Annotated in this window: 28 protein-coding genes and 1 tRNA gene; 14 read left to right on the top strand and 15 right to left on the bottom strand. The window is 37.3% G+C overall.

What is annotated here, in order from left to right; translation table 11 throughout:
- Window positions 1–43 precede the first annotated feature (43 nt).
- Together K5G00_RS30325 and K5G00_RS03495 are read right to left on the bottom strand one after the other, a co-directional pair.
- Complete coding sequence (locus K5G00_RS30325) at window positions 44–2,326, bottom strand: NADP-dependent malic enzyme (RefSeq protein WP_317235531.1); 2,283 nt, start codon at window positions 2,324–2,326, stop codon at window positions 44–46.
- Between the two features lie 251 nt (window positions 2,327–2,577).
- A tRNA-Met gene (locus tag K5G00_RS03495) sits at window positions 2,578–2,651 on the bottom strand.
- Between the two features lie 147 nt (window positions 2,652–2,798).
- Here K5G00_RS03495 and K5G00_RS03490 point away from each other — a divergent pair.
- From K5G00_RS03490 to K5G00_RS03460, 7 genes are all read left to right on the top strand, one after another.
- Window positions 2,799–3,176, top strand: a complete 378-nt coding sequence (locus K5G00_RS03490; protein WP_238764335.1) for an START-like domain-containing protein — start codon at window positions 2,799–2,801, stop codon at window positions 3,174–3,176.
- A 123-nt stretch (window positions 3,177–3,299) separates the two neighbouring features.
- Window positions 3,300–4,781 carry an LptF/LptG family permease gene (locus tag K5G00_RS03485; protein ID WP_238764334.1) on the top strand — a complete coding sequence of 494 codons (1,482 nt, stop codon included), beginning with the start codon at window positions 3,300–3,302 and terminating at the stop codon, window positions 4,779–4,781.
- The gene (locus tag K5G00_RS03480; protein WP_238764333.1) at window positions 4,778–5,980 is read left to right on the top strand and encodes a glycosyltransferase family 4 protein; all 1,203 of its coding nucleotides are present in this window, start codon (window positions 4,778–4,780) and stop codon (window positions 5,978–5,980) included. Before K5G00_RS03485 ends, K5G00_RS03480 begins: the two co-directional genes overlap by 4 nt.
- Window positions 5,977–7,164, top strand: coding sequence for a glycosyltransferase family 2 protein (locus tag K5G00_RS03475; RefSeq protein ID WP_238764332.1), 1,188 nt, complete (start codon window positions 5,977–5,979; stop codon window positions 7,162–7,164). Before K5G00_RS03480 ends, K5G00_RS03475 begins: the two co-directional genes overlap by 4 nt.
- A 66-nt stretch (window positions 7,165–7,230) precedes the next feature.
- Window positions 7,231–8,457 (top strand): bifunctional 3,4-dihydroxy-2-butanone-4-phosphate synthase/GTP cyclohydrolase II, encoded by a 1,227-nt coding sequence (locus K5G00_RS03470; RefSeq protein WP_238764331.1) that lies wholly within the window; start codon window positions 7,231–7,233, stop codon window positions 8,455–8,457.
- 117 nt (window positions 8,458–8,574) lie between these two features.
- Window positions 8,575–10,128 (top strand): arylsulfatase, encoded by a 1,554-nt coding sequence (locus tag K5G00_RS03465; RefSeq protein ID WP_238764330.1) that lies wholly within the window; start codon window positions 8,575–8,577, stop codon window positions 10,126–10,128.
- A 77-nt stretch (window positions 10,129–10,205) separates the two neighbouring features.
- On the top strand, window positions 10,206–10,493 hold the full coding sequence (locus K5G00_RS03460; protein WP_238764329.1) for a hypothetical protein: 288 nt from the start codon (window positions 10,206–10,208) through the stop codon (window positions 10,491–10,493).
- Between the two features lie 44 nt (window positions 10,494–10,537).
- Here the strand turns inward: K5G00_RS03460 and K5G00_RS03455 are convergent, their stop codons facing one another.
- The 4 genes from K5G00_RS03455 to K5G00_RS03440 are packed head-to-tail and all read right to left on the bottom strand — an operon-like array spanning window position 10,538 to window position 12,881.
- Window positions 10,538–11,011, bottom strand: coding sequence for a Spy/CpxP family protein refolding chaperone (locus K5G00_RS03455; RefSeq protein ID WP_238764328.1), 474 nt, complete (start codon window positions 11,009–11,011; stop codon window positions 10,538–10,540).
- A 6-nt stretch (window positions 11,012–11,017) separates the two neighbouring features.
- Entirely contained in the window at window positions 11,018–11,473 is a 456-nt protein-coding gene (locus tag K5G00_RS03450) for a hypothetical protein (RefSeq protein WP_238764327.1), read from the bottom strand.
- 56 nt (window positions 11,474–11,529) lie between these two features.
- The gene (locus K5G00_RS03445) at window positions 11,530–12,078 is read right to left on the bottom strand and encodes an RNA polymerase sigma factor (RefSeq protein ID WP_238764325.1); all 549 of its coding nucleotides are present in this window, start codon (window positions 12,076–12,078) and stop codon (window positions 11,530–11,532) included.
- A 53-nt stretch (window positions 12,079–12,131) separates the two neighbouring features.
- Window positions 12,132–12,881, bottom strand: a complete 750-nt coding sequence (locus tag K5G00_RS03440; protein WP_238764323.1) for an NUDIX hydrolase — start codon at window positions 12,879–12,881, stop codon at window positions 12,132–12,134.
- Between the two features lie 174 nt (window positions 12,882–13,055).
- On the opposite strand from K5G00_RS03440, the gene ychF reads away from it, so the two are divergent.
- On the top strand, window positions 13,056–14,156 hold the full coding sequence (gene ychF, locus K5G00_RS03435) for a redox-regulated ATPase YchF (RefSeq protein WP_238764321.1): 1,101 nt from the start codon (window positions 13,056–13,058) through the stop codon (window positions 14,154–14,156).
- 81 nt (window positions 14,157–14,237) lie between these two features.
- Here ychF and yajC read toward each other — a convergent pair whose 3' ends face one another.
- From yajC to K5G00_RS03410, 5 genes are all read right to left on the bottom strand, one after another.
- A complete protein-coding gene (gene yajC, locus K5G00_RS03430) occupies window positions 14,238–14,555 on the bottom strand; it encodes a preprotein translocase subunit YajC (RefSeq protein WP_238764320.1) in 318 nt (105 codons plus the stop codon).
- A 12-nt stretch (window positions 14,556–14,567) separates the two neighbouring features.
- The gene (locus K5G00_RS03425) at window positions 14,568–14,996 is read right to left on the bottom strand and encodes a DUF1573 domain-containing protein (protein ID WP_238764319.1); all 429 of its coding nucleotides are present in this window, start codon (window positions 14,994–14,996) and stop codon (window positions 14,568–14,570) included.
- Window positions 14,996–15,946 (bottom strand): transcription antitermination factor NusB, encoded by a 951-nt coding sequence (gene nusB / locus K5G00_RS03420; protein ID WP_238764318.1) that lies wholly within the window; start codon window positions 15,944–15,946, stop codon window positions 14,996–14,998. Before nusB ends, K5G00_RS03425 begins: the two co-directional genes overlap by 1 nt.
- A gap of 154 nt (window positions 15,947–16,100) precedes the next feature.
- The gene (locus K5G00_RS03415; protein WP_238764317.1) at window positions 16,101–16,871 is read right to left on the bottom strand and encodes a rhomboid family intramembrane serine protease; all 771 of its coding nucleotides are present in this window, start codon (window positions 16,869–16,871) and stop codon (window positions 16,101–16,103) included.
- 164 nt (window positions 16,872–17,035) lie between these two features.
- A complete protein-coding gene (locus tag K5G00_RS03410) occupies window positions 17,036–18,064 on the bottom strand; it encodes a threonine aldolase family protein (protein ID WP_238764316.1) in 1,029 nt (342 codons plus the stop codon).
- Window positions 18,065–18,154: 90 nt separating this feature from the next.
- Here K5G00_RS03410 and K5G00_RS03405 point away from each other — a divergent pair, with 90 nt between their 5' ends.
- Genes K5G00_RS03405 through K5G00_RS03395 form a run of 3 tightly spaced genes read left to right on the top strand, consistent with a single transcriptional unit; the run spans window position 18,155 to window position 20,448 of the window.
- Window positions 18,155–18,829 (top strand): GOLPH3/VPS74 family protein, encoded by a 675-nt coding sequence (locus K5G00_RS03405; RefSeq protein WP_238764315.1) that lies wholly within the window; start codon window positions 18,155–18,157, stop codon window positions 18,827–18,829.
- A gap of 6 nt (window positions 18,830–18,835) precedes the next feature.
- On the top strand, window positions 18,836–20,137 hold the full coding sequence (locus K5G00_RS03400; RefSeq protein ID WP_238764313.1) for a cryptochrome/photolyase family protein: 1,302 nt from the start codon (window positions 18,836–18,838) through the stop codon (window positions 20,135–20,137).
- On the top strand, window positions 20,137–20,448 hold the full coding sequence (locus tag K5G00_RS03395) for a hypothetical protein (RefSeq protein WP_238764312.1): 312 nt from the start codon (window positions 20,137–20,139) through the stop codon (window positions 20,446–20,448). Before K5G00_RS03400 ends, K5G00_RS03395 begins: the two co-directional genes overlap by 1 nt.
- Window positions 20,449–20,451: 3 nt before the next feature.
- On the opposite strand, the gene K5G00_RS03390 is transcribed toward K5G00_RS03395, so the two are convergent.
- Window positions 20,452–20,985, bottom strand: a complete 534-nt coding sequence (locus K5G00_RS03390; RefSeq protein ID WP_238764310.1) for a glutathione peroxidase — start codon at window positions 20,983–20,985, stop codon at window positions 20,452–20,454.
- A gap of 133 nt (window positions 20,986–21,118) precedes the next feature.
- On the opposite strand from K5G00_RS03390, the gene K5G00_RS03385 reads away from it, so the two are divergent.
- A complete protein-coding gene (locus tag K5G00_RS03385; protein ID WP_238764309.1) occupies window positions 21,119–22,222 on the top strand; it encodes a DNA polymerase III subunit gamma/tau in 1,104 nt (367 codons plus the stop codon).
- 23 nt (window positions 22,223–22,245) lie between these two features.
- Window positions 22,246–22,848, top strand: a complete 603-nt coding sequence (locus K5G00_RS03380; protein ID WP_238764308.1) for a hypothetical protein — start codon at window positions 22,246–22,248, stop codon at window positions 22,846–22,848.
- Between the two features lie 95 nt (window positions 22,849–22,943).
- Here K5G00_RS03380 and pdxH read toward each other — a convergent pair whose 3' ends face one another.
- Window positions 22,944–23,579, bottom strand: a complete 636-nt coding sequence (pdxH, locus tag K5G00_RS03375; RefSeq protein WP_238764307.1) for a pyridoxamine 5'-phosphate oxidase — start codon at window positions 23,577–23,579, stop codon at window positions 22,944–22,946.
- 135 nt (window positions 23,580–23,714) lie between these two features.
- Here pdxH and K5G00_RS03370 point away from each other — a divergent pair, with 135 nt between their 5' ends.
- A complete protein-coding gene (locus tag K5G00_RS03370; RefSeq protein ID WP_238764306.1) occupies window positions 23,715–24,323 on the top strand; it encodes a redoxin domain-containing protein in 609 nt (202 codons plus the stop codon).
- 56 nt (window positions 24,324–24,379) lie between these two features.
- On the opposite strand, the gene rsmD is transcribed toward K5G00_RS03370, so the two are convergent.
- Window positions 24,380–24,913 (bottom strand): 16S rRNA (guanine(966)-N(2))-methyltransferase RsmD, encoded by a 534-nt coding sequence (gene rsmD, locus K5G00_RS03365; RefSeq protein ID WP_238764305.1) that lies wholly within the window; start codon window positions 24,911–24,913, stop codon window positions 24,380–24,382.
- A complete protein-coding gene (locus K5G00_RS03360; protein ID WP_238764304.1) occupies window positions 24,910–25,743 on the bottom strand; it encodes a DUF3822 family protein in 834 nt (277 codons plus the stop codon). Before K5G00_RS03360 ends, rsmD begins: the two co-directional genes overlap by 4 nt.
- Window positions 25,744–25,751 lie beyond the last annotated feature (8 nt).

Below are 25,751 nucleotides of genomic sequence, written 5' to 3'. Positions count from 1 at the left end.
AAATGTCCCTAAGGAAAAGAACTTAGGGACTTTTTTTATTCTTTTATTCTCCTGTTCCGGGAACGGCCTGTGCGTCAACAACGGCAATGGCAACCATGTTAATTATTTCACGTACAGAACTGTCGCGCTGCAAAATATGAATCGGTTTTTTCATCCCCATCAGCACGGGACCAATGGCTTCGGCTGCCCCCATAGTTTGTAAAATTTTATAACAAATATTACCGGAACTCAGGTTGGGGAAGATCAATGTGTTTGCATCGCTGTCACCCAATTTGCTAAACGGATATCTTTTGTAACGTAATTTTCCGTTTAAGGCATAATTTGCCTGCATTTCTCCGTCTACAATCAAGTCCGGGTATTTTTCGTGTAATATTTTTACGGCTTCTTTTACTCTAACCGGACTCCCATTCCCTTTGAATGCTCCAAAATTGGAATAGGAGAGTAATGCTATTTTGGGAATGATGTTAAATTTCTGAACTTCTGCAGCCGTTAAAATAGTGGTATCAACTAAGGTTTGGGGAGCCGGATCCATATTTACGGTTGTGTCGGCCAGAAAAATGGGGCCTTTTTTGGTTATCAGAATATACATTCCTGCAATATGATTAAACTGTTCTTTTACTCCAATTACCTGGAGCGCCGGACGAATGGTGTCGGAGTACTTTCTGGAAAAGCCGGAAATAAAAGCATCAGCTTCGCCTGTTTCCACCATCATGGCACCAAAATAATCGCGGTTATACATTTTTTCAACAGCTTCGTCGTAGGTCATTCCTTTTCTTCTGCGCTTTTCATAAAGAATTTTTGCATACCTGTGTCTTTGGTCGTCTGAAACCGATTTAAATAAATCGATAACTGTTACATTTTCAATTTGCAACTGATTTTCTTCAATTAAAGCCTTAATTTTTTCTTCATTTCCCAAAAGAACAGGCCTGGCAATTCCTTCCCGAATGACAAATTGAACTGCTTTTAATACTTTAAAATTGTTGGCTTCAGCAAACACAACACGTTTAGGTTCCTGTTTTGCTTTGTTTCGGATGGCCATGATAAGTTTATTGTCAATTCCCATCCGGCTTGATAATTTCTGTTTGTAGGCTGTCCAGTTTTTTATGGGATTTTGGGCTACACCGGTTTTCATTGCGGCTTTTGCAACAGCTATTGACACGTTATGTATTAAGCGCGGGTCAAGAGGTTTGGGAATGATATAGTCTCTTCCAAAAACGATGTTTTGTTTGTTGTACGCTTTGGCTACCAATTCGGGCACATACTCTTTTGCCAAATTTGCCAATGCTTTGGCAGCAGCAATTTTCATTTCCTCGTTGATGTGAGTAGCACGAACATCAAGTGCCCCCCTGAAAATAAAAGGAAATCCAAGCACATTGTTAATCTGGTTGGGATAATCACTTCTTCCGGTAGCCATGATAATATCTTCGCGCGCTAACGTTGCATCTTCATAAGTGATTTCCGGATTCGGATTTGCCATGGCAAAAACGATGGGATCTTTGGCCATCGAGCGAATCATCTTTTTTGTAACAACATTTCCTACCGAAAGTCCGAGGAAAACATCGGCGTCAACCAAAGCTTCTTCCAGCGTGTTAATTTTTTGTTCTGTAACAAATTGCTGTTTTATCGGATTTAAATCGGTTCGCGATTGGTTCAAAACTCCTTTACTGTCAACCATCACTACGTTTTCGGGTTTTACTCCAAGGCTAAAATACAATCGGATACAGGAGACAGCAGCTGCACCGGCACCGTTTACAACCACTTTTATATTTTCAATGGCTTTACTGTTTAATTCGAGGGCGTTTATTAATCCCGCCGCCGAAATTATGGCAGTACCGTGCTGGTCGTCATGAAAAACCGGGATGTCCAGTTCGCGTTTTAAGGTTTCTTCGATCTCAAAACATTCTGGAGCTTTTATATCTTCAAGGTTTATTCCTCCAAAAGTTGGAGCAATGGCTTTTACAACTTCAATCAGTTTTTTTGGGTCTTTTTCATTTACTTCAATATCAAAAACATCAACATCGGCAAAAATTTTAAACAGCAGTCCTTTCCCCTCCATTACCGGTTTCCCTGCTTCAGGACCAATATCGCCAAGGCCGAGAACAGCCGTTCCGTTTGAAATCACAGCAACAAGATTTCCTTTTGAAGTGTAGCGGTATACATCATCACGGTTTTTGTGAATTTCGAGACAAGGCTGGGCGACTCCCGGGGTATAGGCCAGCGACAGATCGTACTGTGTGTTGTGTGGTTTTGTAGGAACAACTTCAATTTTTCCCGGGCGTTCTTTTTCATGATAATCCAGGGCGTCTATTCGTCTAATTTTGGACATGGTTAGTGATTTTTGATTTCTTATAAATTTATAAAAATCAATCCCGAAATAGTAGGATTTTAATCAGATTTGAAGGCAAATTGTTGTAGAACATCAAGTTTGGAGATATTGAATAAAATGTAGTTGACTATATTCAAAGATACTGTTACGCCGCTTGATTATTGGTTTTTGCAGTTTTCGGAGTGTTTTGGGCGAATGAGAAAGAAATTAAAAACACCTACATAAAAAATGTAAGTGTTTATTTTTATTTGTAGCGAGAGGCGGGCTTGAACCGCCGACCTCATGATTATGAATCATGCGCTCTAACCAGCTGAGCTACCTCGCCATGACCTTAAATTTTCGAGGTGCAAATATAGTATTTATTTTTTTCTACGTTTATTTTTTTTGAGAAAATTGACGTAAAGTTGTTTTCGAAATGTTGATTATATTGTTTCTTCCATTCAGAATAATTATATTGCCGAAAATCAGGAACATGACAGATAAAATCAAAATTCAACTTGAGTACGTAATTAATTGCTCGCCCAAGGTGTTATATAACAGGTTAAGCACCGCTTCCGGCTTGTCGGAATGGTTTGCCGAAGATGTTCGGGTCAGAGGAAAGAAATTTACGTTTATCTGGGAAGGAGCTGAACAAACGGCTGAAATGACATTGCACAAAGAAAACCGTTTGGTGCGTTACACCTGGGTTGATGAGGAAGATACTTATTTCGAATTTAGGATAACACAAGATGAACTGACAGGAGATGTATCGTTAATTGTTAATGACTTTACAGAGGAAGATGAGCAGGATGAAACCAGGGAATTATGGAATACGCAGGTTGCCGATTTGAAACACATTCTTGGTTCTTGAATAAAAGTTAAGAACGACGATAAATCAGACGTTTTATAAAAATTCAGATCTTCTTAACTTATTTTTACTTTCCAAATTCTCAAAATAACTTAGTTTTGTACTCGTTTCCGTAAAAAATTTTAAATGAAACGGTTGCACTGGTATATTATCAAATCTTTTTTAGGGCCATTTTTTATGACCTTTTTTATCGTATTGTTTGTACTGTTGATGCAGTTCTTGTGGAAGTACGTTGACGATCTGGTTGGAAAAGGTCTTGAGTTTGATGTGTTAGGCGAGATGATGTTTTATGCGTCGTTTGCGCTTTTGCCCTATGCTTTTCCGCTGGCTATGCTGCTCGCGTCGATAATGACTTTGGGAGCACTGGGTGAAAACTATGAACTTGTAGCCATAAAATCGTCAGGAATTTCGTTGTTTCGTATAATGCGCCCACTGATTGTAATTGCAGTTTTTGTAACGTTTACTGCTTTTTACTTTTCAAATTATGTTTTGCCTCATACAAATCTTCGGTTTACTACTTTACTGTACAGTGTAAAAGAACAAAGGCCGGAGTTGGTTTTACAGGAAGGGGTGTTTACAAACGAAATGGATGGTTACAGTATAAAAGTGGGATCTAAAGATCGAAAAACAAATATGTTATACGATTTATTGATATACGACCATACTCAAAGTAAACCAAACCAAAGTGTAACAGTAGCCGATTCAGGATATTTGAGAATCACAGAGGATAAAAAATATATGGTTCTCAATTTGTTTCATGGTGTTAATTATGCAGAGACTAAAGATAATGCAAGGCGCGATGAGCGGACTTATCCTTTCAGAAGAGGAATATTTGAAGAGCAAACAATTCGTGTAAAAGTTAGAAATTTTGATTTTAACCGACGTGACGAAAGTATTTTTAAAAATACATACCGAATGTTAAACACCGAGCAGTTGGTTGTAATGGAAGACTCGCTGAATATTGAATATTACAACCGGTTGCGGAATTTTATGTTGCAGATTAATCTCAACTCTCCGATTACCAAAAGAATGTATAATTTAACAGCTACGGATGATTCTCTAAAACGGGATGTGGAAATTGCAGGGCAGGATACAGTTATCCATTTTGATGAATATTTTGGCGGGCTCGAAAAGTGGGTACAGGCAGAGATTGCCAGTTCCGCTCTTGGGAATACTCGTACCAACATGCAAAATATAAACTTGTTTCAGGATCAGTTGTATAACCGAAAAAAAATGATCAATAAGTATGAGATGGAGCGTCACCGTAAATTTACACTGTCAGTAGCTGTACTTATTTTCTTTTTTATAGGCGCGCCATTGGGGGCAATTATTCGTAAAGGAGGCCTGGGAATGCCTGTTGTTGTTTCAATTTTGCTTTTTATTGCTTATTATATTGTTTCTATGACGGGAGAAAAATCGGCCAGGGAAGACGTATGGTCAATGTTTAACGGGATGTGGTTTTCATCCTTTATATTTTTACCGGTCGGCATCTGGCTGAGTTATAAAGCTGCAACCGATTCTGCAATTATGAGTTCCGAAACTTATATGAAGTTTTTTGAAAAAATGGGGCTAAGTAAAATTTTCAGAAGGAGGAAAAAAAAGAAATGAATATTTTGCAGGTAGCAAATAAAGTGCCTTACCCAACAATTGATGGAGGTGCAATTGCCTGCATGAATCTTACCCGTGGATTTTCTTTGCTGGGACACAAAGTAACTGTTCTGGCAATGAATACATTGAAACACAAAACATCTGTTGAAGAGATACCCGAATCAGTGCGTGATTTGGCAGATTTTAAGTTTGTAAAAGTTGACGCCCGGATTTCGAAACGGGAGGCAATACAAAACTTGCTGTTTTCTTCAGAACCATACAATGCGGTTCGTTTTGTTGATAAATCATTTGAAAATGAACTGATCGGAATATTAAAGGGAAAGAAGTTTGATGTTATTCAGTTGGAGGGTTTGTATGTTTGTCCGTATATCCCTGTAATCCGCAAATATTCAAATGCAAAAATTGTTTATCGCGCACATAATATTGAACACGAAATTTGGGAAAGGACATCAGAACTCGCAAAGGGCTGGAAAAAATTGTATTTAAGAAATCTGTCAAAAAGGATTAAACGGTTTGAAAAGAATGTTCAGAATAAATACGATCTGCTTGTGCCGATAACCGAAAGAGACGGAATAATTTTAGATGAACTTGGAAATAAGAAACCTAAATATGTTTCTCAAACCGGAATTGACTCTTCGGTATTGATTCCCAACGCAAAATCACTTGAATATCCTTCGTTGTTTCACATTGGTTCGCTGGAATGGGCACCAAACCAGGAAGGAATAATCTGGTTTATTGAGAACTGCTGGGAAGAAATTCACGACCGTTTCCCCGACCTGAAATTTTATGTCGCAGGAAGAAATGCACCACAATGGCTTGTGCAAAAAATAGTTGGGCCAAATATTGTTTTTCTGGGAGAAGTGGAAGATGCGTATGATTTTATGAATTCAAAAGCCATAATGATTGTTCCTTTATTTTCGGGAAGTGGAATGCGTATTAAAATTATTGAAGGAATGGCTTTGGGTAAATCAATTGTTACGACTCCCATCGGTACCGAAGGAATTTCAACAACCTCCGGAACAAATATATTAATTGCGGAAAAACGAGAAGAGTTTATCGAATCTGTTTCCCAATTGGTTGAGGACAAAGAATTTTTTCATATTGTTGGTAAAAATGCAATTGAGTATATTCATAAAAAATTTGATAATTTAGCTGCATCGGCCTCTTTGGTTGATTTTTATAAACAGCATACTCAATGATTTTAAAACTCTTTTTCTGGATATTTTTCTTTATCCTTTTTTACACCTACCTGGGGTATGCAGTTTTGTTATTCATTCTGAATTTAATTAAAAAGTGGTTTTTTAAGTCGGAAGAAGTACCCGGACACGAGGATTACGAGCCTGATGTTTGCCTTTTTGTTACTGCTTTTAATGAAAGGGATTTTGTAAAACGAAAGGTAGAAAATTCGTTTTCGCTTGACTATCCAAAGGAAAAAATTCAGTATTTATGGATAACCGATGGTTCTGACGATGGCACTCCCGACATACTAAAAGCTTACGAAGACCTGGAAGTTCACCATTTGCCTGAAAGGCGTGGAAAAATGCACGCAATGAACCGGGGGATGCATTTTGTAAAAGCGCCTGTTGTAATTTTCTCCGATACAAATACGCGGCTGGGAAAAAACTCAGTACGTGAAATTGTTGCACATTTTAGCAATCCAAAGATCGGCTGTGTTGCCGGAGAGAAGCGAATAACTGATAAAAAGGAAGATGGGGCTGCCGGTGCAGGTGAGGGCTTGTATTGGAAGTTTGAATCATGGATAAAAAAAATGGATTCCAATTTAAACTCGGCAGTTGGTGCAGTTGGTGAACTTTTTGCCATACGAACTGAGCTTTTTGAAGCAGTTGAAGCAGATACCATTCTTGATGATTTTGTTATTTCGCTTCGAATTGCGCAAAAAAAATTCAGAATAGCATATTCACCGGGAGCTTATGCAGAAGAAACAGCGTCACTAAATGTTAATGAAGAATTAAAACGAAAAATCAGAATCGCTGCAGGAGGTGTTCAGACTATCTTCAGGTTAAAATCTCTTTTAAATCCTTTTCGGTACGGAACACTTTCGTGGCAATATTTTTCGCACAAAGTTTTACGGTGGACATTGGCCCCGGTTTCCCTGTTTTTACTTCTGCCTCTGAATATTCTGGTGGTTTTTGAAAACGGTAATTTTGATGTTTTCGGTTTTTACTTCCTTTTCCTGGCTTTGCAGCTTGTTTTGTATGTGTTTGCTTTTATTGGCTGGTATTTTGAGAATCAGAAGTTGCGACTTAAGATCCTTTTTGTACCCTACTATTTTGTTGCTATAAATTATGCTGAAATAAGAGGAATAATAAGGTTTTTGAAAGGGAGACAGGCGGTAACATGGGAAAAGTCGAAAAGAGCTTAGGTGTTCTAAAATCATATCTTTCTGGATAATTTATTGTAATTTTGCGCCTGATTCAAAAATCGAAGGATGAGTGAGATAAAATTAAATACAATCCCCGAAGCGATTACGGCAATTCGAAATGGCGAACTGGTGATTGTTGTAGATGATGAAGACCGAGAGAATGAAGGGGATTTTATAGTTGCATCAGAGTTGGTTAGCCCCGAGATTGTCAATTTTATGACCATTCATGGCCGTGGGCTGATTTGTATTGCCTTGACCGAACAGCGTTGTGATGAACTGGATTTGGATTTGATGGTGGGGAAAAACACTTCGTATCATGAAACTCAGTTTACAGTATCGGTTGATGCTATTCATCCTGATGTAACCACAGGAATATCTGCAAAAGACAGGGCTATCACAGTAAAAATGCTGGTAGACCAGAAAACAAAGCCCGGCGATTTGGGGCGCCCGGGACATATTTTCCCACTAAAAGCAAAAGACAGGGGAGTACTCCGAAGAAGCGGTCATACAGAAGCTGCTGTAGATTTGGCGCGGTTGGCAGGACTTTATCCTTCTGGTGTTTTGGTCGAAATAATGAACGAGGACGGAACAATGGCCCGCTTGCCACAACTGAATGAAATTGCTAAAAAGTTTGACCTCAAATTGATTTCTATTAAGGATCTGATTTCATTTTTATTTCAAAGTGAAAGCCTGATTGAAAGGGGAGAAGAGGTAATGCTGCCAACCAAGTTTGGCGACTTCAGGATTGTTCCTTTTCGTCAAAAATCAAACGGAGCAGAGCACGTTGCTTTGATAAAGGGCCAATGGGAAGCGAATGAACCTATATTGGCCCGTGTGCATTCCTCGTGTATGACAGGAGATATTTTTGGTTCACTGCGGTGTGAATGTGGAGATCAGTTGCAAAAGGCAATGGAAATGATTGACAAAGAAGGCAAAGGTGTAATTGTATACATGATGCAGGAAGGCCGTGGAATTGGTTTACTAAATAAAATAGCTGCGTACAAATTGCAGGATCAGGGATTGGATACCATTGATGCAAACATTCACTTAGGGTTTAAAGCCGATGAACGTGATTATGGTGTTGGAGCTCAGATTTTAAGAAATTTGGGAGTCACAAAAATGCGGCTACTCACAAATAATCCTGTGAAACGTGTAGGCCTGGAAGGTTTTGGTTTGGAAGTGGTGGAAATATTACCTGTAGAAATTGAACCCAATGAGCACAACCAGAAATATCTGAAAACAAAAAGGGACAGGATGGGACACCACCTCCGAAATTTTAATTACGACAGATAGTTTTTAATCTTTTTTGATATTCATACAATTCATATAATCTGAATAGAAGTTTTGTATGTGTTTTTCGTCTATTTTTAGGTAACTTACATTATTTAAAAACTAGATTTTTCGAAAACCATGCAGAAAATCAACTTTTTTTCCTACTCAATCGTATTAACGGCCTTGGCTGTTTTTCTTTTCGGATGCAATCAAGTCGATAAAGTAGAAAGCTCAAAACCAAATATCATCTATATTCTTGCCGATGATTTAGGATATGCCGAAGTTGGCTGTTATGGGCAGGATAAAATTGAAACTCCAAACATTGATGATTTGGCAACCAATGGGATGCGTTTTACACAACATTATGCCGGAGCACCTGTTTGTGCCCCCTCACGTTGTGTTTTGCTCACAGGAAAACATTTGGGCCATGCTCAAATAAGGGGAAATGATGAGTGGGCTGCCCGCGGTGATGTCTGGAATTTTGAAGCCATGGCAAAAGATCCAAATCTGGAGGGACAACGTCCTTTGAAACCACGTACAAAAACCATTGGAAGGCTGCTGCAAAGTGCAGGATATAAAACCGGAATAGTTGGGAAATGGGGGCTTGGTGCTCCTTTAACGGAGGGGATCCCAAATAAACAGGGCTTTGATTTCTTTTTTGGATACAACTGCCAGCGGCAGGCGCACACCTATTTTCCGGTTCATTTGTGGAAAGATACGATAAAAGTATTGTTAAATAATAAAATGGTTCCTCCCCGGACCAAATTACCGGAAGGAGCGGATTTATATGCCCCCGATTCCTACAAGGATTACTGGTTGTCTGAATATTCGCCTGAGTTAATGCAAAACGAAGTTCTGAATTTTATCGAAGAGAACAGAGATCAGTCGTTTTTTATGTACTATGCAACACCAATTCCACATAATCCGTTGCAGGCGCCTAAACGGTGGGTCGATTATTATGTTGAAAAGTTTGGAGACGAAAAACCCTATGACGGGAGTAAAGGATATTTTCCACATCGTTATCCTCATGCCTGTTATGCCGCAATGGTTTCTTATCTTGATGAACAGGTTGGAGAGATTGTTGCCAAATTAAAAGAACTGGGTTTGTATGAAAATACCATAATCATGTTTAGCAGCGACAATGGGCCAACATATACCGGTGGTGCTGATTCTCCATGGTTTGATAGTGCAAAACCGTTTAAAAGTGAAGGAGGGTGGGGAAAAGGCAATGTAACCGAAGGAGGTATTCGTGTGCCTATGATTGTACAATGGCCGGGAAATATCAAAGCCGGTTCTGAAACCAATCACATTTCTGCTTTTTATGACGTTTTACCAACCATTTGCGATGTCGTAAAGGTTAGGACTCCGGAGGATGTTGACGGAATTAGCTTTTTGCCCACTCTTTTGAGTAGCGAAGAACAGGAGAAGCATCGCTTATTGTACTGGGAGTTCCCTGCCTCAGGAGGACAACAAGCTGTAAGAATGGGACAATGGAAAGGCATCAGAAAGAATATTTTTAAAGACAGCATGCGGGTTCAGCTTTACAATTTGGAAAACGATATTCAGGAATTGAACGATGTGTCTGCCAACTATCCGGAAGTAGTGAAAGAGATTGAAGCAATTTTTAAACAGGAGCATACACCTGCTGAAATTGAACGATTCAAGATAAAACAATTGGGCGATTCTTTTTAGTGGTACTTTTTATTCTTGAATGCAGGATTTATTCCGTAAATTTATTCAAAAAAAATAATTCATTAAAGTCAATAAGTATGGATGGAAAAACAAAGGCAATTATTGCGCATATTACAATTTTTGGTTGGATAATTGCGCTGGTTTTAAACAGTACAGAAAAAGACGAATTTGCAAGCTATTATATCAGGCAGTTGTTGGGAATTTATCTTTTAGTTTTCCTTGCAGTTATCCCTGTTATTGGTTGGATAATTTCAATTGCTGGTTTTGTATTCTGGATTTTAAGTTTAATTGGGGCCGCCCAGGGAGAATTAAAAGAAACACCGTTTGTTGGTAAGTATTTTCAGGATTGGTTTAAAGCGATTTAATTACTATGGAAATGATATAAAAAAACAGGCTTTTGCCTGTTTTTTTAGTTGTCTTCTTTTTTATCTCTGTCTCTATACTTTCGTATCATATGCATTCTGAATTCATTTTCAGAACGGTACAATATTAAAACCTTTTCGGGAGGTAGTATCTTTAGAAATTCTTCGTTATACTTCACATACAGTTGACCTTCTTTTTCCATACTGCTGGAGAAATCTCGTGTTAATTGAATGATTTCCTTTTTTGAAAGATTTTTGTCCTCAACATCATGAACTTTAGCTTCCAGTTCTCTTCTCGCTTTTTGCGCTTCCCATCTGCTTTTTTCCAATTCGTTGTATACGGGCCAAAATTTTTGCGCTTCCGTTGGGGTTAATTCAAGTTTTTCAGTTAAAAAAGAAACCTTTTCAGCTCTGAATTTTTCCCAACGACTCATGCCATCCTTTTTATCTTGTGCGTTTGATAAAAATGAACCAAAAAAGATGAAAATAAGCAGGACAACTAATAAAACTTTATTTTTCATGTTGTTTTAATTATCAGTTCCTAAATAAATATCGTACTCCGACATATTTGTATTAATGTAATTGATCAGTTCGTCATCGCTGAACTCGACTGTTGCAGAAGGTTCATCGATTAGGGCATAAAATGAATTTTCATCTATACCTTCAAGTAAGGTCAGATATTGGTTTTCATTATCGTATGATTCAATTTCTATCGTATTGCTTTCCGCAAACTTACCGGGTAAAAAGCTTTTTAGCGGCCAGTAAACCAGAAGAAAGATTAGTGCAAAGCTTGCTGCCAAACTAATCGCTGGTTTAAGTAATTGGATTATACGCCTTTTTGGCCCAGGAACAACCTTTTTCTCTGCTTCGATTTTCATTTGTAATCTGGCAGAGAAATCATCAAAATAATTTTCAGGAACCCGGAAGGGATTCTCTTTTTTTATTTTTGATAACTCGGGTGTATTTTCTTTTAAATTATCCATTTAACCATGTTTTGTTGTTTGACTGAATCCTTTTAAAAAGGTTTAATTTCAACCATTTAATCTGTATTTTTTAAAAAGTCTTCTATTTTTTTTGCCGCATGGAAATAAGAGGCTTTTAAAGCTCCAACTGACGTGTCAAGGATTTTTGACATGTCTTCATATTTCATTTCGTCAAAATATTTCATGTTAAAAACTATTCGCTGTTTTTCGGGTAAGCGAACAATTGCTTCCTGTAATTTTAATTGAATTTCATCTCCTTCAAAATAAGGATCCGATTCCAGGTTTTTTACCAAATATTCACTTACATCATTCAACGGCATAAAGCTTCGCTTTTTATTTGCGTTTAAAAATGATATTGATTCGTTGGTTGCAATTCTGTACAACCAGGTGTAAAGGCTCGATTCTTCCCTGAATTTATCAATACTTTTCCAAACCTTAACAAATGTATTTTGAAGAACATCGTCAGCATCGTCATGGTTCATAACAATTTTACGGATGTGCCAATACAAACGTTCCTGGTATTTATTGACCAACATATGAAAAGCAAGATCCTTTTTGGTATCCTGCTTTAGGTCGGCAATAATTCCACTGTCGTCATAATCCATAAAAAAGTATTTTTAGTAATGACACTGAATGGCGTTGAAGGTTTAAATATAAATTAAATCCTGAAATTCAATCCCTCTTCTTTGAGTTTATTGTATATCTCAACATCGAAAGAATAAAGCTTTGCTGCGCGATGAGCTACATTTTTTTGTTTTTCGTTTGTATCAACCAGTAAGCCCATATTTAAAATTTTTTTTCTAAAATTTCTGGTATCTAATTTTTCATCCAGGATTACCTCGTAAAGCGTTTGTAGTTGAGTAAGCGTAAATTTTTTCGGCAAAAGGTGAAATCCAACCGGATGATATTTTACTTCATCCCTTAATTTTTTTAAAGAGTACTCTATTACTTCCTTTGCGTCAAATATAACTTCCGGCAGATTATCTATTTCAAACCATTTAACTGCTTTTGCCAGCGGAGAAAGTTTTAAATCGTGATAGTTGGGGTTAATTAGCGCATAATAGCCCACCGTTAAAACCCTGTAATGAGGAACCCGATCCAACGCGCCAAAAGTTCGTACCTGTTTTAGGTAGACGTCTTCAATTCCTGTTGTTATCTGGAGTATTTTTTTTGCATATCCGTCTAAATCTTCTTCAGTGGGAAGGTGTGTACCAATTAGCCCCCAGAATTCCTGCGAATTTCCTAGCGCGGGATTCTTTTCAAAAAGAATTTTAATTTCTTCCAGTTCTTTTTTTGTTGTCAGAAAATTTTCAAGCAACTCCGGCTCGGCTTGCCACAAAAGAACATGCAGCTTTTCGTTATGAAATCCGAAAATCACACAATCAACAGAAATGTTTCGTAGTATCATAAAGACGAATTTTAGCAAATGTACAAAATGAAATGGTTTTTTTGATTTTATCTAAAAATTAGTTCCTGAATGTAAATGTTTTGGTAAAATCAGGCACCAGCAATTAAGTTCAAAAAAAGAGATTCAAAATTGAATAAACCATTACCTTTGCAGCGCAATTTTTAATTTGAAGAAATGGCATTGAAATGTGGTATTGTTGGTTTACCAAATGTAGGTAAATCAACACTGTTTAATTGTTTATCAAGTGCAAAAGCACAATCGGCAAACTTCCCGTTCTGTACAATCGAACCTAATGTTGGAATTATTACTGTACCTGATGACAGGCTGATAAAACTGGCGGAAATTGATAATCCGAAAAAAGTAATTCCTACAACCGTTGAAATTGTAGATATTGCCGGATTGGTAAAAGGGGCGAGTAAAGGTGAAGGATTGGGAAACCAGTTTCTTGGAAATATACGTGAAACAGATGCTGTTATCCATGTTTTACGTTGTTTTGAAAACGATAACATTACACACGTTGACGGTTCAATCGACCCGGTTCGCGATAAGGAGGTAATTGATACCGAACTGCAATTAAAAGACCTTGAAACAGTTGAAAGTCGTATCGAAAGGCTGGAGAAGCAGGCCCGTCACGGAAATGATCCGAAGGTTAAAAAGATGTACGAGCTGGCAGTGAGGTATAAAAAGGTGCTGGAAGAGGGTAAATCGGCAAGAACATTACAGTTATATGATGAAGAGGCCAGAGTGGCTAAAGAACTTTTCCTGTTGACCAACAAGCCCGTAATGTATGTTTGTAACGTTGATGAGGCTTCAGCAAAAAATGGCAACAAGTATGTGGAAGCGGTACGCGAGGCTGTGAAGGACGAGAATGCTGAGATCCTTGTAATTGCTGCGGCCACCGAAGCCGATATTGCGGAACTGGAAGAATATGAGGAAAAGCAAATGTTCCTTGAAGAGCTGGGCTTAGATGAGCCGGGAGTAAATAAACTTATACATGCTGCTTACCGTTTGCTTCAGTTGAAAACCTACTTTACCACCGGACCGGATGAAAGCCGTGCATGGACATTTAAAAAAGGAACCAAAGCGCCACAGGCTGCAGGTATCATTCACACTGATTTTGAAAAAGGATTTATCAGGGCTGAAGTAATTAAGTACGATAATTACGTAAAATATGGCTCGGAACACGCTTGCCGGGAAGCAGGCAAGATTGGTGTGGAAGGAAAAGAGTACATTGTTCAGGACGGAGATATTCTACATTTCAGGTTTAATGTATAGAAATTTTTTTGTTTGAATTCAAAATAAAAAGGGTTGACCTCATTTGATATGGCCAACCCTTTTTTTGTTGCAAAGTTTAGATTAACGCTGCTGAGGAGCGTCGCTCATATCTTTTATAATTCCATTTTTGTCTACTTTAATCTGAACATCTTTGGCAACCTCCAAAATAATCGTTGTTTCTTTTACTTCAATAATTTTACCGTAAATTCCACCTGTGGTAACCACTTTATCGCCTTTTGAAAGACTTTCGCGAAACTGGCGGGTTTCTTTCTGGCGTTTTACCTGAGGACGAATCATAAAAAAGTAAAAAACAACTATAATCAATAAAAGCGGGAGAAAACTCATCCATGGATTTGCATCCTGGCCTTCAGGTTGCATCATTAAAATAATATTCATCATTTCTTTTAGTTTTTAATATTTAATTTCTATTTCTTCGTTTTGTACATCGGCAAAAATAGCCAATTGTTTTGGTTTTTTAGTATTCGCATAGACTTCAATTGTTTTGAACTGTTTTCCCCATAGTCCGGAAGAATCAAATTCGACTTCAATAATTCCGCTTTCTCCCGGTAACACATTTTCTTTCGAAAATTCAGCTCTGATACAACCACAATCACTTTCAACTTTTTGTATCAATAAATTATTTTTCCCCGAATTTTTAAATTCAAAAGTAAAAACAACAATTTCACCCGCTTGAAGCGAACCAAAATTATGCATTTCTTCGTTAAACTCAAATTCTGTTATGATGTTTGTTTCCTGCTGTGTTGCTTTTGAGTTCTGTTCGTTCTGGTTTCCGCAAGACAAAAGAAAAACAACAAGCAGTGTAAGCAGAATGTCTTTCATCAGGATTCACCTATTAATCCACGGCCGGCTTTATTAATCTTTCCCGATTTTTTTAAGTCTTTTAATGTTTTGTCCAGAATTCCGTTAATAAAATTCCGGCTTTTTTCGGTACTGTAAAATTTTGAAAGCTCGATGTATTCGTTCAGCGAAACTTTGGTTGGAATGGAAGGGAAATAAAGAAACTCGGTAATTGCCAGTTGCATTACAAGAATATCCATAAATGCAATACGTTCCACATCCCAGTTTTTTGAGTGTTCTTTAATTAGTTCCCGCAGTTCGTCGTGGTTGATAATTGTTTTCCGAATCAAGTCTTTTGCAAAGTCCCGATCTTCCTGGTCTTTAAACATCGGCATTAAGCGCTGGTCTGAATCAGAAAGCTCGTTAAATTTTTTTAGCGTTTTTACTATCATCGAAACTACAAACTCAACATCGTCGTTCCAGTAGATGCTCTGTTCTTCCAGAACAATATATAAATCCTCGGCAACCAATACTATTTTGTTGAAAAGCTTTTCAATAAATTTACGGTCGTCGATAAACGAACGGGTTTTGTCGGCCATGTATTCTTTGTAAAAGTCCGATTCAACCATAAATAAATACAATTCTTTTACCAGTTCAGGATAGTCCCTCCAACTTAATTTTTTTTGTTCAAGATAAGCATTTAGCTGTCTGTTCGAACGTAATTGATGAATAACCTGATTGGTAATAAATTTGGTATTGGGATGAAGATCTTCGTGTGTGGGTTGATGTTTGTTTCTTCTGATTTCGATCCGGTCTTCTGCGTAATCTGCAATATCGAGTACCATGGCAAACAAGTAATGGTACAAATCGTACGACTTTTGGATACAAAAAAAGAGTTCTTTTTCAGTGTTGTTAAGAGACTTTTCTTCTGACGAATAGTAAGCGTATAAAACTTGTAATACTTTCGTACGGATAATCCTTCTGCTAATCATTCTAATGAACTTCGTATGTTACAGGCGGCAAAATTAAACTTTTTTTGAAAATGCCGCGACATTCTTTCTCTTTTCTGAAAAATAGAAACACAAGATTAAATATTTTGTTTTTCAAATTCAGGAATTCCTGCAATCCTCTCATTTTTAAGAAACGTTAAAATTCTCCGGTGTGACTAATATCCCCCCATTTTTTATCATCATCTTTTTTTTCAACCGAAGACTGCGAATCGGTATTTTCTTCCCCTACAGTAAACTGAGATTCTTCATCGTCAATCTCTGTGTCTTCCTCCTCTTCGTCCTCCCAGTCAAATTTATCACGTCTGATAGTATATTTTCTGTAGTAAACAGCCAGTGCCACTCCTGAAACTGCCCCCCAAAGGTGACCTTCCCATGAAACATCCGGGTTAATGGGAAACATTCCCCACACCATTCCCCCATATAAAAAAACAACTACAACCGACAAAGTAAGTAAACGCACATCATTCCTGATTATCCCGCTGATAAAATGAAATGCGGCCATGGCATAAACCACACCACTTGCTCCAATGTGCCATGCTTCCCGCCCCGAGAGCCATACACAAAGTCCGGCAAGCAAATACAGTTGAATAAAAATACGGTACGAAATACGCCGGTAAAAATAAATGAGCATAAACATCAGAATAAAAAACGGAATGGAATTAGAAATGAGGTGATCAAAATCGGAGTGGATAAACGGGGAAAATAAAATCCCGGGCAAGCCCTTTACATGAAGCGGGTAAACACCCAAACGAACAAATGTAACTCCAAGGGTCTGTTCAATTATTTCTACTATCCAGAATACAAAAACAAAAGCCGCCGGAAAAATCAGGCTGTGGATAAAAATCCGTTTTTCCATTTCAGGGTCGAGCTTTTTGGGGTTGCTTGGATAGTATTTAAATATGCCCATGCTGTAAAATTCCAAACTTTAAGCATCAAAATACAAATAAGAAGCAATAATCAAATTTTAAAATTTGATTATTTTGAAAATATTAGTGCTGAACTTCTGAGGATGCCTATTATTTTGTATTTGGATGTTTCTTCACCTGTGTCTCAAAATTAAATTTAAGCAAATTAACTGGAGAGCATATTTTTAATTAACCCTGTAAATTCATAAATATCTTCCTCTGTTGTGTCAAATGAAGTCATCCAGCGAACTTCAGACATTGCATCATTCCACATGTAGAAAAAGAAGCGTTCTTTTAAAGGTGCAATAATTTCAGATGGAACAATAGCAAACACGCCATTGGCTTCTACAGGTTGTGTGATTTTTATTTCCGGAATTTTTGCAAGTTCGTTTTTTAACAGCCTGGCCATATTGTTAGAGTGGCTGGCATTTTGTTTCCATAAATCATTCTCAAAGTAAGCCAAAAATTGCGCTCCTATAAATCGCATTTTTGAATACAACTGCATACTTTGTTTGCGAATGTATTTGGTGTATTTTATTAGTTCAGGATTAAAAAAAAGGACCGCTTCTCCCATCATCATCCCGTTTTTTGTTCCACCAAAGGAAAGAATATCTACCCCGCAGTTTTTGGTAAATTCCCTAAAATCCATATTCAGTGCAACCGCAGCATTGGCAAGTCGCGCACCATCCATATGCAAAAACATATTGTTTTTATGCGCCAGATCTGCTAAAGCAACAATTTCGTTCGGTTGGTAAACAGTTCCCATTTCTGTAACTTGCGAAATGGAAATGACTTTAGGTTGCGAATGGTGCTCGAAATCAAAACCTTTTAGATGGTGTTGGATTGATTCGGGGCTAAGTTTGCCGTTTACAGGATTTACAGGAAGCAACTTACATCCTGTAAATTTTTCAGGAGCTCCACATTCGTCTTCCTGAATATGTGCCGTTTCAGCACAAATGATTGAATTAAAACTTTGTGTTACTGATGATAAGCCCAGAACATTTGCGCCTGTTCCGTTAAAAACAAAAAAAACTTCGGTTTCCCCGCCAAATTTTTCTTTAAATATTTCAATCGCTTTTTGTGTGTATCGATCATCTCCGTAACCAACTACATGTCCGATATTGGCGTCTTCAATTGCTTTTAAAATTGCAGGGTGGATCCCGGAATTATTGTCGCTCGCAAATCCTTTTTTCATAATAATGTTGATATTACTCGGTTTCTCAGATTCTTTGTAACTTTCAGTAAATTTTTTCTATGAATTTAGAAAGAACCGAAAGTACAAAAAATGAACGAACCAATTCCTTTATCCCAGAAAATATATCTGCTGGGGATTCATCCCCAAAAAGGTGGAGTTATTTCAGCAGCTAATACCGCAATGGATTATGTTTTGCTTGGAACGCTTTTTCTTGAACTTTATCAAAATAAAAATATAAGTTTTGAGAAAAAGAGGATTGTTCTCAAAAATAAAAAAACGGAAATTCCGCTGCACAATTTTTTAATTCAAAAACTAAAAAAATCGAAACGCGATTTAAAAATTTCGCGTTGGATGAATCGCCTGTATTTTTCGTTAAAGTATATTCGTGGTGAAGTTCAACAGGGACTGGTAAACAAGCAAATTATAAAAGTCAAACACAAACGGTTTCTTTTTTTAAAATGGAATTCTCCGGTTATCGTTAATAAACAAGCCCTTTACCATTTGCTATCAGAAATCGAAAACCATATCTTAAAAGGGACGGTAAACGAGGAAGAAATTATGCTATTGTCGTTCTTAGAACCGGCAGGATTGATGAAGCGGCTTTTTCCTGAAAAAGAAAAGCGAAAAATAGCTTCCCGAAAATTAAAAAATATCATGGATGAAAATCCGGTTTCAGATGCAGTTGCCGATGCTATTTCAGCATCGCAGGCAGTAGCTGCTTCTGTTGCTGTATCAACAGCCGCTACTGTTGCAGCTACATCATAATGAAAAATGAAAGAGAAAATTAACATATTTTGGTTTCGTCGCGATTTGCGGTTAAATGATAACCACGGCTTGTGTAAAGCATTACAGTCGGAGCTTCCCGTGCTCCCTGTTTTTATTTTTGACTCCGAAATTCTGAACAAGTTGAGTGATAAAAAGGATGCCCGGGTTTTTTTTATTTATGCTGAAATCCAAAAGATAAAAGATACGCTTGAAAAGAACGGAGGTTCATTGAAGATTTTTCAAATGAAACCTTTGGAAGCGTTTCAAAAGTTAGTCGCCGAATATGAGATAAGCGCTGTTTACACTAATAAAGACTATGAACCTTATGCTATCCTGCGGGATAAAGATGTCGGCGATTTTCTTCAGAAAAAAGGAATTGATTTTTATTCGTTTAAGGATCAGGTTATTTTTGATGAAAATGAAATTTTGAAAGATGACGGTACCCCTTATACAATTTTTACGCCTTACAGTAAGAGATGGAAACAGATTCTCGGAAATCAGGAAATTCCTGAATTTCAATCGGAAAATCATGTGGCGAATTTTTTAAAAACAAAGCCATTTAAAAGTCAGAAATTGGAGGATTTGGGTTTTCAAAAAAGCTCCATTGAGGTTTCGAAGCCAATAATTTCCGACAAGATAATTTCCGATTACTCAAAAACACGTAACATACCCGCCATCGAGGGAACAACCCGTTTAGGGATACACCTAAGGTTTGGGACCGTGAGTATTAGAGCACTGACAAGAATTGCACAAAGACTTTCCGAAACGTTTCTGAATGAACTCATTTGGAGGAACTTTTTTATCGATATCCTATGGCATTTTCCGCATGTGGTTGACAGAGCATTTAAGTCAAAATACGATTTAATTCAATGGCGAAACAATGAAAAAGAATTTGAAAAATGGTGCAGGGGAGAAACCGGCTACCCAATGGTAGATGCCGGAATGCGTGAATTAAATAAAACGGGTTTTATGCATAATCGTGTGCGAATGGTGGCAGCCAGTTTTTTAACCAAACATTTATTGGTCGACTGGCGGTGGGGCGAAGCGTACTTTGCAGAAAAATTGCTCGATTACGAATTGGCCTCCAACAACGGAAATTGGCAGTGGGCGGCTGGAACCGGTTGCGATGCGGTACCTTATTTCCGGATTTTTAACCCGGAATCGCAACAAAAAAAGTTTGACCCGCAGGCAAAATACATTCTGAAATGGATTCCCGAATACGGCACGATGAGGTATCCACATCCTTTGGTTGAACACAAGTTTGCCCGGGAAAGAGCCTTAAAAACTTACAAAGAAGCTTTAAAATAATGGAAAAGTTTAAAAAGATAGTATTGTATGCAGCGGGGCCGGGTGTAGTGGTGGTTGAAGTGGTTGCTATTTTTGTGCATTTGTTTACCAGCGAAAATGCAAAACCATGGATAACCGGAGGTTTAATTGTTTTTTTTGTGGTTTTTATTCCGTTGTATTCGGTTGAATATTTTAAACAGAATTTTAAAAATGAAAAGTCAAAATCGGTTCAGTTCAAAAAAACAAAAAACCGGACAGAGTGGGAGGGGGGAAATATTCATGGGAAAGTTCCCAAAAACAGCGAACGACCCGAAAAAATATTTAACAAATAAAAATTATTCCTGCAGCCATTCCGTTATTCTTCGGTTTTTTGGACCTTTAAAAGGTGGGACAAAATCAACAACACTTCCTTCTTCATCGATCATAAATTTTTGAAAATTCCACAGTACATTGGCATCCAAAGTACCGTTTTCCTCACTGCTGGTTAACCACTGATAAATTGGAGGTGGATTTTCTTTGATTGATATTTTTTCCATCATCGGGAATGAAACACCGTATTTCTGTGTACAGAATTCCAAAATTTGTCCATTGTCGCCCGGATCTTGTTTGCCAAAATCGTTGCAAGGAAAACCAATAATCTCAAAGTCGTCACCACCGAATTCTTCGTACAATTCCTGTAATTTTTTGAATTGCGGTGTTAAAGCACATTCCGAGGCCGTATTTACAATCAAAACCTTCTTGCCTTTTAAAGTTGAAAAATCAAACTTTTTTCCATCAATAGTTATAGCCGTAAAATCGTATAATGTTTTGTATTGGCTGAATGATTGTACCGAAATTGTCATACAAAAAAGAAGCAGAAATTTTTTCATAAAAATGAATGTTTAGTATCCAACTGCAAATCAACAGAATCATAAAATTACTGGATTTGTTGTTAATAAAAAAACCGTGTAAAAAAGGTAGTTTTGATTATCTTTGGTCAAACACTGCGGGAAGGCAAAGTTTATGGAGAATTTTATTGTTTCAGCACGAAAATACAGGCCAGACTCATTTGATACGGTTGTTGCTCAATCGTCGATTACCAATACCCTGAAAAATGCCATTAAAAGCAAACAACTGGCACATGCCTATTTGTTTTGCGGACCGCGTGGTGTTGGAAAGACTACCTGTGCACGTATTTTTGCAAAAACAATAAATTGTACGAACCTGACTCCAGAAAACGAGGCGTGTAATGAATGTGAATCGTGTAAAGCATTTAATTCGAGCCGTTCGTTTAATATCCATGAGTTGGATGCTGCTTCAAATAATTCGGTGGATGATATCCGAAATCTTACCGATCAGGTTCGTGTCCCCCCGCAAATGGGAAAATACAGCGTGTATATTATCGATGAGGTTCACATGCTTTCACAACAGGCCTTTAATGCTTTTCTTAAAACGCTGGAAGAACCGCCCAAACATGCCCTTTTTGTTTTAGCTACCACCGAAAAACATAAAATAATACCTACTATTTTATCGCGTTGCCAGATCTTTGATTTTAACAGAATTAAAGTTGAAGATATAGCTGAACATTTGGAATATGTAGCAAAAAGCGAAGGTGTAGAGGTTGAAAGCGAAGGTTTGAATATCGTTGCTCAGAAAGCCGATGGAGCCATGCGTGATGCATTGTCGATTTTTGACCAGATTGTAAGCTTTTCGGGAAAGAAGATTACCTACCAGGATGTCATCACAAATTTAAATGTACTGGATTACGATTATTATTTCCGTTTAATCGACCAGTTTTTGAAAAATGATGTAACGGAAGCGCTGCTGACATTTAATGACATTTTAAATCACGGTTTTGACGGGCATCATTTTATAACAGGTTTGAGCGGGCATATTCGTGATTTGCTGGTTTGTAAAGACCCGGTAACCGTTCAGCTTTTAGAAGTTGGTGGCGAAATAAAAGAGCGATATAAGGGGCAGGCTCAAAGTTGCCCTCAGGATTTTTTATTGGAGGCTCTGAAAATAAGCAATGAATGTGACCTGCAATACAAATTAAGTCAGAATAAAAGACTGTTGGTTGAACTTGCGCTGATTCGGATGGCACAGCTCTCCTTAAAAAAAAAATAAATGACGCTTCGCAGGCTGATGATATGCTGGAGCCCATTTTTTCAGAGATAAAAGAAAGTTCCAAACAAGAAGTATCAAAATCAGAAGACAGGCAAATGCCCAAACGCCCTGAGCCTTCTCTAAATTCAAGGCCACGTAAAATTGCTAAAAGAGCATCGCGCAGTATGGGTGTTCCTTCAATAAAAGATGCTTTGGAGGGAAAGTTTGAAGAAGACCAGATTTCAGCAAAAGAACAACACCAGATTTACAACCAATCGGATGAAAAAGAATATTTTTCTGAAGAAGCGTTACAACAAAAATGGGAACAGTTTACCGCTCGTTTTGATGATCGCCCGAATCTAAAATCTACATTATCAAGACTTCCGCAAATTCAGGAAAACTACAGGTTATTGCTTGAAATAGAAAATACAGTTCAGGAAAACCTCATTAACAGCATAAAACCCGAATTGGTTTCGTGGTTGAGGAAAGAGTTGAAAAACTCTCATATTCATCTTGTTACAAAAATAACCGAAACAATTAAAGGAAGGATTATTTACACTGATTCGGAAAAATTTGATGAAATGGTAAAAAAGAATCCTCAACTGGCTGTTTTAAAGCAAAAGTTTAATCTTGATTTTGGCGGGTGACTTCAGTTTTCATCACCAGTCTCTGTCTGTCTTTTATCTGAAATTTCAGAACGTTTCTCATTTGCAAACTCAATTGAATTCATCATTTCCGGAAATTAAGGAGCAAGTCGCTTGATCAACCAGCCATCTCCCTGTTTTTCATACGATATTCTGTCGTGGAGACGGTTTTCACGTCCTTGCCAAAATTCAAATTTCTCCGGTTTTACCCGGTAGCCTCCCCAGTTTTCAGGTCGGGCTGGTTTCCCGTTTTGCAGTTGATTTTGTAAAATCTCAAACTGATTCTCTAAATATTTTCTTGAAGGAATTTCTGTACTTTGTTCTGAAATAATGGCACTGATTTGACTCATAAGCGGACGAGAGTGAAAATATTTATCGGATAAATTTGTTTCAGTTTTTGAGGCAAATCCTGAAATTCGAACCTGCCGTTCAAGCTTTGGCCAGTAAAAGTGAAGACCGACAGCAGGATTATTTTCAATGGAAATTCCTTTTTCGCTCTTGTAGTTGGTAAAGAAAACAAATCCGTTTTCGTCGAAATATTTTAATAATACAATTCTTGACTGAGGAAAACCATCTGTTCCGAAAGTAACAAGCGACATGGCAGTTGAATCATCAATGTTTGTGCCTACAGCTTCATCCAGCCAAATACTAAATTGGGCAACCGGGTTTTCACTTATAGTTTCGCGCGACAAATCGGCATATGTATATTCTCTCCTAACTGAATCGATTTTCATCGTTGTACTTTTTTCAAATAACTGATTAAAGAACAGAATGTTTAAAAAAAGATGAATCAATTGAACTTTTTGATTTTTCATTTCGTTTCATAAAAAGAGTAATTAGTATTTTATTAACCCAAAATTTAAATTGTCATGAAAAAGTTGATTGGTGTTTTTATCATGTTGTTGTCTGTCTCAGTAATGGCAGGAAATGGTGACGGGAAGATGGATCTGGGAGATAAAGCGGCATTGACACACGTAAAAATGCTTGATGTTTCCGGTGAGAAAATTTCTCTTGGTGAGGCACAAAAAGATAATGGCTTAGTTGTTATATTTTCTTGTAACACTTGTCCGTTTGTAAAACAATGGGAAGATCGTTACCCCGAAATTAAAAAATGGGCCGACAAAAACGACGTTGGGATGATGGTATTAAATTCAAATTATCAGAACCGCGATGGAGTTGACTCATACGAAGCAATGCAAAAGCATGCCGAAACCAAAGGTTACAATTTTCATTATGTAGTTGATGAAGAAAGTCAGATAGCAAATGCATTTGGTGGACAAACTACGCCACACGTATTTTTATTCGACAGTAATATGGAACTTGCCTACAAAGGTGCTATTGACGACAGTTATAAAAGTGCTGACGAGGTAAACCAGGCATATTTGAAAGATGCGATTATCAGTTTGGCAAATAATGAAAAAATTGCAGTAACCGAAACAAAACCTACAGGGTGCAGCATTAAAAGAAAAATTCAATAAACGAACGGTTTTAAATTGAAATAGATTAGTTCTTTCCTGAAAAGCGAAGGGCTTTTTTATGCTTCGAAAAAACTAAAATTTACTTTCCCGTAATTTCTGATTTCTTTGAAATTAGGGTGAGAAGTGAAGCTATATTCCTTGGGATGTTCCAGTATAAATAGGCCCTTGTTTTTTAAAATATTCCCGGAAAAAACGGCAGCAGGGACCTCTGCAAATTGCGGGAGGTCAAAAGGAGGGTCTGCAAAAACGATATCAAATTGTCCCTGGTATTTGAACAGAAACTTAAAAACATCGGTTTTGAAAGCTCTTACATTATCAATTTCTAGTTTTTTTATAACGCTTAAAATAAACTGGTAGTGTTGGAAGTTTTTTTCAATAAAGGTTACTTCTTTTGCGCCACGGCTAACAAACTCATAGCCCATGCTTCCTGTTCCTGAAAATAAATCGAGTACTGTTTTATTTGAAAAGTCAATACGATTTTCCAGAATATTAAACAAGCCTTCTTTCGCAATGTCAGTAGTTGGCCGGCCACTCATTTTTTTACTCGGACTAAAAATACGGCCTTTATATTTTCCTCCAACAATTCTCATAATACGGAGTTTTGCAGGTTATATAAACTGTATTCCTGAGTATTAAAAATTTCCGTGTTAATTTCAATGTCTTTTGCAGGTTTTAATAGTTGGGTTGAGGTAAAATATTCTTTGATTTCCAAAATCGTTTCTTCTCCACCATATATATCCCCAGCTATAAAAACATCTGTTTTTGTTGGATTAAAATGATATTGTTTTGTTGTTGAAAGCGTATAAAATATAATATCATTTTTGTGCGAAAGGTTGTAGCTGTTTGCCAGCAATAGCTTTTGTTCCCGAAATAAAACCAGATAAAAATAACCGGAGCTAAAAAGAATGATTAATCCATTTCTGTCTGCACTGATTTCTGGCAAATTTTCAATACATATTGTTAAGGGATGGAATATTTCTAAATCCGGAAATTGTTCAGATAAATAGCCTTTTAGGCCTTTCGGAAGAGTAAAAAGCAATCTTAAGTCGTGCACATTAACCTGGTTTTCCGCTATTTCAAACTCACTACTACTCAATTCAAAAACGGACTCAACCAATTTTTTGCTTTCCTGTTCTTCATAGTATTTTTCAGGGACCGGAACAAACTCCTTTGTATCAAAAATTAAATGAACTTTTTGATATTGTTGTTTCAGAATTTCTTCCATATCCAGCCATTCCTGAAATCGTTTTTGTAAAAACTGTACACTTGTAATGGTTAAGGGGGTATTTTTCCAGGCGAGTAATCGGTTTTCTTTTGCAGAAGCTACTATAAAAGAAAATCCACCCAGACTTATCTGGATGGATAATAAATATTCTTGAGTATTTTCTTTATCAAATAATTCGTCAGCTACAATATCCATGCATGAAA

Origin of the sequence: Maribellus maritimus (assembly GCF_022267315.1) — a bacterium.
Lineage (GTDB): Bacteria > Bacteroidota > Bacteroidia > Bacteroidales > Prolixibacteraceae > Draconibacterium > Draconibacterium maritimum.
Note: the sequence above shows the minus strand (reverse complement) of the source record. Positions and strands in the feature narration are given on the sequence as shown.